This is a genomic window from Herbaspirillum chlorophenolicum (genome assembly GCF_001189955.1).
Classification (GTDB): domain Bacteria; phylum Pseudomonadota; class Gammaproteobacteria; order Burkholderiales; family Burkholderiaceae_D; genus Herbaspirillum; species Herbaspirillum chlorophenolicum.
Genome location: NZ_LFLT01000042.1, coordinates 23,468 through 32,505, shown reverse-complemented (window position 1 = coordinate 32,505; position 9,038 = coordinate 23,468). Strand labels below are relative to the sequence as shown.

Annotated in this window: 9 protein-coding genes; 6 read left to right on the top strand and 3 right to left on the bottom strand. The window is 63.5% G+C overall.

What is annotated here, in order from left to right; translation table 11 throughout:
• Positions 1-46: 46 nt before the first annotated feature.
• Both AKL28_RS19490 and AKL28_RS19485 read right to left on the bottom strand, forming a co-directional pair.
• Positions 47-1,663: a hypothetical protein gene (locus AKL28_RS19490; RefSeq protein ID WP_231602531.1), complete on the bottom strand. Its 1,617-nt coding sequence runs from the start codon at positions 1,661-1,663 to the stop codon at positions 47-49.
• Positions 1,664-1,779: 116 nt separating this feature from the next.
• Positions 1,780-2,706, bottom strand: coding sequence for a cation diffusion facilitator family transporter (locus tag AKL28_RS19485; RefSeq protein ID WP_050469874.1), 927 nt, complete (start codon positions 2,704-2,706; stop codon positions 1,780-1,782).
• Positions 2,707-2,995: 289 nt separating this feature from the next.
• On the opposite strand from AKL28_RS19485, the gene AKL28_RS19480 reads away from it, so the two are divergent.
• Both AKL28_RS19480 and AKL28_RS19475 read left to right on the top strand, forming a co-directional pair.
• A complete protein-coding gene (locus tag AKL28_RS19480) occupies positions 2,996-4,633 on the top strand; it encodes a DUF342 domain-containing protein (RefSeq protein ID WP_050469872.1) in 1,638 nt (545 codons plus the stop codon).
• Positions 4,634-4,645: 12 nt separating this feature from the next.
• A complete protein-coding gene (locus tag AKL28_RS19475) occupies positions 4,646-5,041 on the top strand; it encodes a hypothetical protein (RefSeq protein ID WP_050469870.1) in 396 nt (131 codons plus the stop codon).
• On the opposite strand, the gene AKL28_RS19470 is transcribed toward AKL28_RS19475, so the two are convergent.
• Positions 5,038-5,886 carry a LysR family transcriptional regulator gene (locus AKL28_RS19470; protein ID WP_050469869.1) on the bottom strand — a complete coding sequence of 283 codons (849 nt, stop codon included), beginning with the start codon at positions 5,884-5,886 and terminating at the stop codon, positions 5,038-5,040. The two genes, AKL28_RS19475 and AKL28_RS19470, sit on opposite strands and share 4 nt — an antisense overlap.
• A 139-nt stretch (positions 5,887-6,025) precedes the next feature.
• Between AKL28_RS19470 and AKL28_RS19465 the strand changes: the two genes are divergently transcribed.
• From AKL28_RS19465 to AKL28_RS19450, 4 genes are all read left to right on the top strand, one after another.
• Positions 6,026-7,036 carry a bile acid:sodium symporter family protein gene (locus AKL28_RS19465; protein WP_050469867.1) on the top strand — a complete coding sequence of 337 codons (1,011 nt, stop codon included), beginning with the start codon at positions 6,026-6,028 and terminating at the stop codon, positions 7,034-7,036.
• A 137-nt stretch (positions 7,037-7,173) separates the two neighbouring features.
• Positions 7,174-7,545 carry a VOC family protein gene (locus tag AKL28_RS19460; RefSeq protein ID WP_050469865.1) on the top strand — a complete coding sequence of 124 codons (372 nt, stop codon included), beginning with the start codon at positions 7,174-7,176 and terminating at the stop codon, positions 7,543-7,545.
• Positions 7,546-7,700: 155 nt separating this feature from the next.
• Complete coding sequence (locus tag AKL28_RS19455) at positions 7,701-8,405, top strand: helix-turn-helix transcriptional regulator (RefSeq protein WP_050469885.1); 705 nt, start codon at positions 7,701-7,703, stop codon at positions 8,403-8,405.
• Positions 8,406-8,524: 119 nt separating this feature from the next.
• Entirely contained in the window at positions 8,525-8,971 is a 447-nt protein-coding gene (locus tag AKL28_RS19450; RefSeq protein WP_050469863.1) for a DUF2325 domain-containing protein, read from the top strand.
• Positions 8,972-9,038 lie beyond the last annotated feature (67 nt).

Here is a 9,038-nt window from a genome sequence, read left to right as displayed (position 1 = left end):
GTGCCCCCAAGCACTTCCCGCATACATTGCCTGGGGACATCAGTCCTCAGGCCGCCAAGGGCAACACGGCCTGCTGCTTCAGTTCAGTCGGGTCCTGCTTCAGCAACGCCAGCGAACCGATCATCGACAGCATCTGCTGCCAGCGGTATTGGCCATCAGCCGTCTGGCGCTCCTTGGTGGTAGCGCCGCCCTGCAATTGCGCGGCGAAATCCTGCACGATGGCCGACTTCAGTGGCGTAGTAGTGTCCGACACTTTCTGGCCCAGCACATACTTCACGGCATGCGTCTGCTGGCTGGCCGACTGGCGCAGCAGCGCCTTGGCCAGGAACCCCTTGTCGTAGGCGATCTCCATGGTGCTCGATGCCTCGTCGTCGATCTGGCGATAGATGTAGTTCTGCGACTGCTTGTCGGTGGTGAGCCGCAAGGGCGCGCCCGCCTGCAGCGGCTCATGGTAGGCGGCATGCAGGCTGGACTGCTGGCGTTGCACGATGCTTCGGTCAGCTTGCCCATTGCCGCTCAAGGTAGTCTGCTGCGAGACCCGATAATCGAAGCTGTCGACCTCGTGATGATTGAGCGGGTTAGGAACGCTCACCGCACCTGAAACCGACGCCTTAAAATCGGCCAGGCCGGTCAGCATCTTGCGGTCGGTATCGTCCGTGCTGACCACGGGCTGCGGCTGGCCTGCTTTATATTCCTGCCCCGGATAATTGCTGTTGAGCTGGGCGAAGGCGTCCTTGAACAAGCCATTCAAGCTCTTGTCGCCATGGCCGCGAAGCGCAGCCGCGTCGAACTGGTCAAGATAACTGGCGATGGCGCGCTGCTGTTGCTGGGCGCTGCCGATGATAGCGGTGCCGGTCAGATCCACTGCCACCTTGATGGCGCCTGCCGCGCCGCTGGTAGACAGCGTGCGCTGCCTGGCGTCGGCATGAAAGTCGATGGCCTGGTCGCCGTTGCCAAGTTTCGCATGCAAATCGACAGACGCCAGCGCCGAGGTATCGAACTTCAGCAAGCCGCCCAGCGCCAGGCGCGGCGGCTGCTCGGCCAGGCCACTCACGGCAGCTTCAAAGGCATCGCCCAGTTCACCCATGGCATTACGCTCGGCGTCGTTCAGTTGCCCGTCGGCGACGTTGATCTTCACGGCGATGCCGTTACTGTCGGCAGACAGCGAGAAATTCACCTTGGCGCCGCCGGCCGTGACAACCGACAGTCCGATGCTGTTGCCGGCGAAATCGTGCAATTGCTGGCGCAAGATGGCTTGCACGCCCTCGTCCGCTTGCACCGCCTGTTTGGATTGCAACACCGACTGCGAAAAGTCGCCGCCACCGTCCTTGATGTGAGCGACCAGTGCCTTGCCGAGGCCGTGCAGGCGCCCTGAGAGGTCACCGGCAACGGCATCGCCTGCCATGAGCGCACTGATGGCGCCGGACTGCCTGTTCTCCCAGACGAACGGCCCCGATGAAGCGGTGTTATCGGATGCAGTCGCCATCGTGCCTGTGGCCGAATAGATTTGCACACCGGCAGTATTGGCCTGGCCCGACAGCACGACAGTAGAAGATGGGGAAGCGGTCAAAGCAGACGACGCACCACCTGACACTGCGCTGCCGCGCACGACGTTGCCGGCCTGATAGCCGGTGATGGCGGACAGCGGTGCGAGTGTGGTCATGTCGTGCGTGCCTTATGCATTGTGTTGCTGATATGGACAACAACATTAACGGCCGACACGAGCAAAGCTTTAAGAATTATCACTTGTAGGAACGCCGCGTTCCGATACGCAGTGTCTTATGCAGCCCTCACAGGATTCACTTCAACCACGACCGGATCGACGTGGGTCATCACGTCCAGCACATTGTGCGCGTCCAGCACGCGCTGGCGCGCCAGCGCGGCGATGGCGTGGCCTTGCGCCACAGTCAGTGCGCCGTCGATTTCCAGATGGACATCGACCTGAATCAGGTCGCCCATCTTGCGTGTGCGCAGATCGTGCAAACCTTGCACGCCAGGCGTTCCTTCCAGGGTGCGGCGAATCGCCTGCGATTGCTCCTCGGAGACGGCGCGGTCCATCAGATCGTTCAGCGCCGCCCAGAAAAAACGCCAGCCCATGCGCGCCACCATCAAACCCACCACCGCAGCCGCCACCGGATCGAGCAGCGTGAAGCCGAGCAGGCTGCCGCCAATGCCAAGCGCCACCACCAGCGAGGAAGCGGCATCGGAGCGTGCATGCCAGGCATTGGCCACCAGCATGCTCGAGCGCACCCGCTCGGCCACCCTGAGCATGTAGCGGAACAGCAATTCCTTGGCCAGCAGCGCCGCCAGCGCCACCCACAGCGCAGCGCTGTGCACCGGCGGCGTATGGCCGTAATCCTGGATCTTGTGCGCGGCCGAGACCAGCATGCCGATACCCACCGCCAGCAACAGGCTGCCCAGCGCCAGCGAGGCGGCATTCTCGTAACGCTGGTGGCCGTACTGGTGGTCGGCATCGGCCTCCTTGCGGCTGTGGTGCGCGGCGAACAGCACCACGAAGTCGGAGACCAGGTCGGACAACGAATGCACACCGTCGGCGACCAGGGCTTGCGAACCGGACAGGATCCCCGCCGTGATCTGCAATGCAGTCAGGCCGACGTTGACTGCGATGCTGACCATCGTGCTGACCCGGCCGGCGCGATAGCGGGCCTCGGCGTCGGGTGCGTTTTCTTTTTCTGCGCTTAACATATTGCCAACTATATACCTTGGGACGGCCTTTAAATATCCGCAAATACCAGCAAAACTTGTGCTATCGATCAAATTGCAGGATCATCTTGCCACAATACAATGTCAGCCGCCGGGCCCAAGGGAATGCCCGTAGCCGATTGCTCCGCCGGAGCGCGCGATCTTGCTTACACAAGATCAACTTCAGCAAGGTTCGTCCCAGGTAGACAGTTGCAATCCATTGCGCTGCGGCCACGGCAACGCACGAACATGCACCGGCAGACCAAAAGCAACAACTCATCCGAGGAACAGCATGGCACAAGCAACTCCGCAACCACTGTCGTTCTCATTCGACAGGGACAGCGGCGAACTGAGCGCAACATTCACGCCGACGGCGGGTTTCCCGCCGCTGACCCTGGCCTTCCTGAAACAGGCCATGGCAGACAATGGGCTGACCAAACTGTTCTTCCAGGATTCGGTGCTCAACGGCTTCGTGCGCAAGGCGGAAGACGCCAAGGAAGCGGTGAGCCAGGTTATCGCGCAGCGCCGCGACGGCGAATTTGCACTGGAAGTGGCCGACGACCTGATGACTGCTTCGCTCACGCTGGTAGCCCCGTTCGGCGGCCGCGCCAAGAGCGTGGAAGTGGTCAACGCGATCCGCGCCGCGGGCATCACCTACGGCATCCTGCACGAACAATTGCGCGGCGCCCTTTCCACCGGCCACTGCAACAAGCTGGTGATCGCGCAAGGCCTGATGGCGACGCCGGCCGAACCGGCGCGCTTCGAAAGCCTGCTGGAAGAGAAACAGGAAGAGCTGGCCGAAATCGAGGAAGACGCCGTCGTCTCCTATGCCGATATGGGTTACCTGCTGCTGGTGTCCGCGGGTGACCCGCTGATGCGCCGCATCCCCCCGGTCCCCGGCCAGGACGGCATCGACATCCGCGGCGGCAAAGTGCCGGCGCGCCCGATCGCCGATGTCCCGTTCGCCAAGGAATCGGTCGGCGCCGAACCGAGCGCGGACGATCCCGACCTGCTGGTGGCGATCGTGCCGGGCCAGCCGACGGTGATCAAGAACGGCGTGAAGGTCAATCCGGTGATCGACATCGAGAACGTCGACCTGTCCACCGGCAACCTGACTTTCGAAGGCACGGTGCGCGTCTCCGGCGACGTCATGACCGGCATGAAACTCCACGTGGGCGGCGACGTGGTCGTGAGCGGAACCGTGGAAGCGGCCGAGATCGTGGCCGGCGGCAATGTCACCGTCAAGGGCGGCGTGATCGGCCATAGCGAAGGCGTGACTGCCACGGCAGGCACCACCTCCATCGCCTCGCGCATCAGCGCCAAGGGATCGGTGCAGGTGATGTTCGCCGAAAGCGCCCACATCGAAGCCGGCGAGAGCATCCTGGTGCTGGGCAACGCGCGCCAATGCGAACTGCTGGCCGGCGACGAGATCACGGTGGGCAAGGGCAACCCGCGCACCGGCCAGATCATCGGCGGCCGCGTCGAAGCCACCAACACGATCCGCGCCAACGTCATCGGCGCCCCCACCGGCAACTTCACCCGCGTGCAGGTCGGCCTCGACCCCTATCTCGAAGAGAAGATCGCCATCAAGGAACAGGAATACGCGCGCAAGGTGGCCGAACTGGACCGCACCATCAAGCAACAGGGCTACTACAAGCTCAACCCCGAAAAGGCCACGCCGGAAATCCTGTTCGAGACCAGCGACAAGCGCAAAGCGCTGGCCTACGAAGTGAAGACGCTGCTGGAAGACGTGGCGCAAATGAAGGAAGGCATGGTGTCCGCGGAAGATGCCCGCATCGTCGTCGCCAAGGCAGTTTATGAAGGCACGGAATTGCGCATCGGGCACCAGGTATGGCCTGTGCAGTCCGACCTCAGCGGCGGCACCGCGCAGCTGTTCGAGGGCGATATCCGCTACAACCCGAAGAAGTAACGATCCGTTTTGATGGAAGACCTCTCCAAGCTCGGCACGGAAGAGTTGCGCACATTGGCGCAGGCCTCCGCCACCGTGGCCCAGGCTTGCAATTGCCGCGGCGCCGATGCCGCCGGCTGGATCAGCCTGCCGCTGGCGCTGCCGGAACAGCAACTGGCCGACATCGGCACGCTGGTCGCCGATCCCTACGACGAACCCACCTTCACTGAATACCACCCCGACGGCACACGCTACGACTGGCCGGCGGCACCGGTGGCGCCACGCTACTTTCCCTATAACCGCTGCAACGTGGCGCGCTGTACGCTATGCGGCCGCCATTACCTGCGTTATACCGAAGCCGGCGGCTACTTCGTCGACCGACGCATCCGCGCCTTGGACCGGCCCGAGCTGATCGTCGACGCAGACTAACCGCGACTCAGGCGGCTGGACATCAGGATCTGGTAAAGCGTGTCCGCCGGCCGCGACAACCGGCGCGCCGTCAGCGCCACATATTCAACATCGGGCAGAACCGGCAAGCTGGCATTGTTGAGCGGCACCGTGAGGTCGCGCGAGGCCAGATGCTGCGGCAAGGCCGACAACCCCAGGCCGCCGCGCGCTGCCGCCATGCAACCAGCGTGGCTGCCGCTGGTGCAGACGATGCGCCAATGGTGGCCCGACTTGCCCAGTGCCTGCAGCGTGGCGGCACGTGTGATGCTGGGTTCGGGCAACAGGATCAGCGGCAACGGCTGCGACAGGTCGACATGCGTCTCCGGCCGGGTGAGCCACTGCATCGGCGTGGAAAACATGCTGTGCCCGCGCGACTCCCCGCTGCGCCGCTTGCCCACCAGCAAATCCAGCTTGCCCTGGTCGAGCAAGGCATACAGGTCGCTGGTCAGGCCGATGGTGATCTCCAGCTCCACTTCCGGGTGCTGGCTGCGGAAAGCCGCCAGCATGTCCGGCAGCGGCCCCATGGCAAGGTCATCGGAGGTGCCGAAGCGCACCCGGCCGCGCAAGCGCTCGCCGCTGAACTGGGCCTCGGCGCGGGCATGCGCTTCCAGGATCAGGCGCGCATGCACCAACAGGCTCTCGCCATCGGCGGTCAGGGCCAGCGAGTGGGTGTCGCGTACGAACAGGCGCCGCCCCACGCTTTCTTCCAGCCGCCGGATATGGTCGCTCACGCTCGATTGCGTCAGCCCAAGCTGGCGCCCGGCCTCGGTGAAGCTGCTGGAAGCGGCAGCGGTGGTGAAGGTATGCAGCCAGACGGGATTGAGCATGACATTGCGCCATCGGAAACATGGGAAGACATGCCATTGTCATCGATTTTTCCGATGATAGTCAACGCGATCAAAGGGGTTCCCGATAGCCGTCCGATTTCCTATCATGGAGGAAAATCATCGAACTTCGTCCATTGCCATGAAACGCTTCCTTCCCGACCGCTTCACCCAACTGCTCATCGGCACCGTGCTGCTGGCCACGCTGCTGCCGGCCACCGGCCGCTTCGAAGGCTTCATGCATGTGGCCAGCAACGTGGCGATCTCGCTGCTGTTCTTCCTGCACGGCGCCAAGCTGTCGCGCGAGGCGGCGATCTCCGGCCTGAAGCAGCCCAAGCTGCACCTGCTGACGCTGGCCTCCACCTTCATCCTGTTCCCCTTGCTGGGACTGGCGCTCAAGGCGGCCGCGCCCGATTTGCTGACGCCGCAGTTGTGGATGGGGGTGCTGTTCGTCTGCACGCTGTCGTCCACGGTGCAATCGTCGATCGGCTTCACCTCGATCGCACGCGGCAACGTGCCGGCGGCGATCTGCGGCGCCACCGCTTCCAACCTGCTGGGCATCCTGGTCACGCCGCTGCTGGTGACCCTGCTGCTGCATCGCCACCATGAAGGCAGCGGCTTGTCGCAGGTGCTCTCCATCCTGCTGCAATTGCTGCTGCCGTTCGTGCTGGGCAACCTGCTGCGGCCGTGGATCGGCGACTGGATCAATCGCCACAAGGTGATCGTCAACGTGGTCGACCGCGGCGGTATCCTGCTGTCGGTGTACGCCGCCTTCAGCGCTGCCGTGGCGCAAGGCATCTGGCACCTGTTCCCGCCCGGCCAGCTGGCGTTGCTGCTGCTGGTCAACGCGGTGCTGCTGGGCGCGGTGCTGCTGATCACCACCTATGGCGCGCGGGCGTTGAAGATGCCGCGCGGCGATGAGATCGTGCTGGTGTTCTGCGGCTCCAAGAAGTCGCTGGCCTCAGGCATCCCGATCGCCTCGGTGCTGTTTGCCGGCAGCGGCGCGGCCATCGTGCTCTTGCCCATCATGCTGTTCCACCAGATGCAGCTGATGCTGTGCGCCGTGCTGGCGCGCCGCTATGCCGAACAGCATGAGCGCCAGGAGCAAACCCGGCCCGACACTGCTCCAGCCGTGACCGGCGCCGGCCGCTAAACTTTATCCTCCTGTTTTTCCTTTCTTGTGCAGGCTCCTGACACCACGCTGTCAGGAGCCTGCCTGCATGATGCGTCGCATGCCGCACATCATCGTCGGCATCCTGAACGACATACACACAACGAAAGGAAGACATCATGCAAACCAACGTCAACTGGTTCGAGATCGCCACCAAGGACCTGACCCGCGCCGCCCGTTTCTACGAAACCGTGTTCGCCACCAAGCTGCGCCTGGAAAGCCTGGAAGAAGAATCGCCAATGGCAATCTTCACCCGCGATGACGGCCAGTCCATCGGCTGCCTGACCGGCGGCGACTGGATCGAGCCTTCGCCCCAGGGCACGCTGGTGTATCTGGATGCCGGCCCGTCGATCCAGGCCGTCATCGACCGCATCGAAACGGCCGGCGGCAAGATCGCCATGGAGAAAACCCAACTGCCCAAGGAGCTGGGCTATATCTGCCAGTTCATCGACACGGAAGGCAATCGGGTCGCACTGCACGCAATGAACTGAACGTAACCGATGCAAGGTGAGCGGAGTATCGATATGGACTGCCTCATCGCACTCCCTCCCCTCCATCTGGTCGCATTGCAAAGCAGCATCGATGCTAGTAGCGAAGCCGGCCGGTGCGTGCCAGAATGGCGCGCATCGCATTTTCCCCGCTCCTCATGCGCCGAGCCGACCGACTGTTCCAGATCACCCAATACCTGCGCGGACGCAGGCTCACCACCGCGCGCCAACTGGCCGAATGGCTGTCGGTCTCGGAACGCACGGTCTACCGCGACATTCGCGATCTCTCACTTTCAGGCGTACCGGTGGATGGCGAGGCCGGCGTCGGCTATCGCATCAAACCCGGCTACGACCTGCCGCCGCTGATGTTCAACGCCGATGAAATCGATGCGCTGGTCATCGGCATGCGCATGGTGCAAGCCTGGGGCGGCCCGCAATTGTCGGCGTCGGCGGCAGCCGCCCTGGCCAAGGTGGTGCTGGCGCTGCCGCGCGACAAGCGTGACTTCGTCGAGGCTACGCCGCTGTTCGCCCCCAAAACGCAAATGGACCCGCAGCAAGGCGAACGCCTGGAAGAAATACGCCAGGCCATCAGCAGCCGCCACAAGCTGCTTCTGCATTATTCCGATGCCCAGCAACGCGCCAGCCAGCGAATAGTCTGGCCGCTGGCGCTGGCCTTCTTCGGCGGCAGCTGGCTACTGGCCGCATGGTGCGAAGTCCGCAACGACTTCCGCTCGTTCCGCCTGGACCGTGTACAACAGCTCAGCGAACAAGGCTACTATCCCGACCGCGACGGCCGCCGCCTGGCCGACTTCGTGCGCGCCATGCGGCGCGACCAAAAGGAACAGGGCTCTCCACTGCAGTAACGCCGTACCAGGCGCCCAGTGAGCCGCGGCGCAAACCGCATATGCAGATGCGAATTCATTCGTTCGCCCAAGGCGATGGCGGGTTTAGTCTTGAACGGTCATCGATTCCGGGCCACCCCATGCGAAAAGAGAACCGCCGAACCAAGGCAAGCAATGTACCTGCACCAGCCGACCTCCCCTCCCAGCCCGCCTCGCGCATTTCACTGGACGACCGCTGTGTGCTATGCGTGGGTGGATTGACCGGCGCGCGCAACCACTACCGTGCCGAGATCGAAACACGCGCCGGGCGTTTCATCCACCACGACGGCGGCCGCGAAGACAACCTGCACCGCCTGACGCCGATGCTGGCCACGGCTGACATCGTGATCTGCGCGTCCGGCAACATCAGCCATAACGCCTATCACCTGGTCAAAAGCACCTGCAAGAAACTGGGCAAACCTTGCGTGCTGGTCAAGGGAACCGGTATCGCCTCTTTCCTCGACGGCCTGGGCAGCCTGGCGCAACAACACCCTGCGGCGACCGGTCCTTCCGCGCGCGGCGAACGCATGCTCAGAAGCGGACGCTGACACCGTGAACGCATCCCGCCAATAAGCGGCGGGGACGTTACGCATCAGGGCCGCGTATTGCATCCTC

Bases quoted from the DNA above. Each gene is read 5' to 3' on its own strand.
- AKL28_RS19490 (WP_231602531.1), bottom strand. From the start codon at position 1,663: ATGACCACACTCGCACCGCTGTCCGCCATCACCGGCTATCAGGCCGGC.
- AKL28_RS19485 (WP_050469874.1), bottom strand. From the start codon at position 2,706: ATGTTAAGCGCAGAAAAAGAAAACGCACCCGACGCCGAGGCCCGCTAT.
- AKL28_RS19480 (WP_050469872.1), top strand. From the start codon at position 2,996: ATGGCACAAGCAACTCCGCAACCACTGTCGTTCTCATTCGACAGGGAC.
- AKL28_RS19475 (WP_050469870.1), top strand. From the start codon at position 4,646: ATGGAAGACCTCTCCAAGCTCGGCACGGAAGAGTTGCGCACATTGGCG.
- AKL28_RS19470 (WP_050469869.1), bottom strand. From the start codon at position 5,886: ATGCTCAATCCCGTCTGGCTGCATACCTTCACCACCGCTGCCGCTTCC.
- AKL28_RS19465 (WP_050469867.1), top strand. From the start codon at position 6,026: ATGAAACGCTTCCTTCCCGACCGCTTCACCCAACTGCTCATCGGCACC.
- AKL28_RS19460 (WP_050469865.1), top strand. From the start codon at position 7,174: ATGCAAACCAACGTCAACTGGTTCGAGATCGCCACCAAGGACCTGACC.
- AKL28_RS19455 (WP_050469885.1), top strand. From the start codon at position 7,701: ATGCGCCGAGCCGACCGACTGTTCCAGATCACCCAATACCTGCGCGGA.
- AKL28_RS19450 (WP_050469863.1), top strand. From the start codon at position 8,525: ATGCGAAAAGAGAACCGCCGAACCAAGGCAAGCAATGTACCTGCACCA.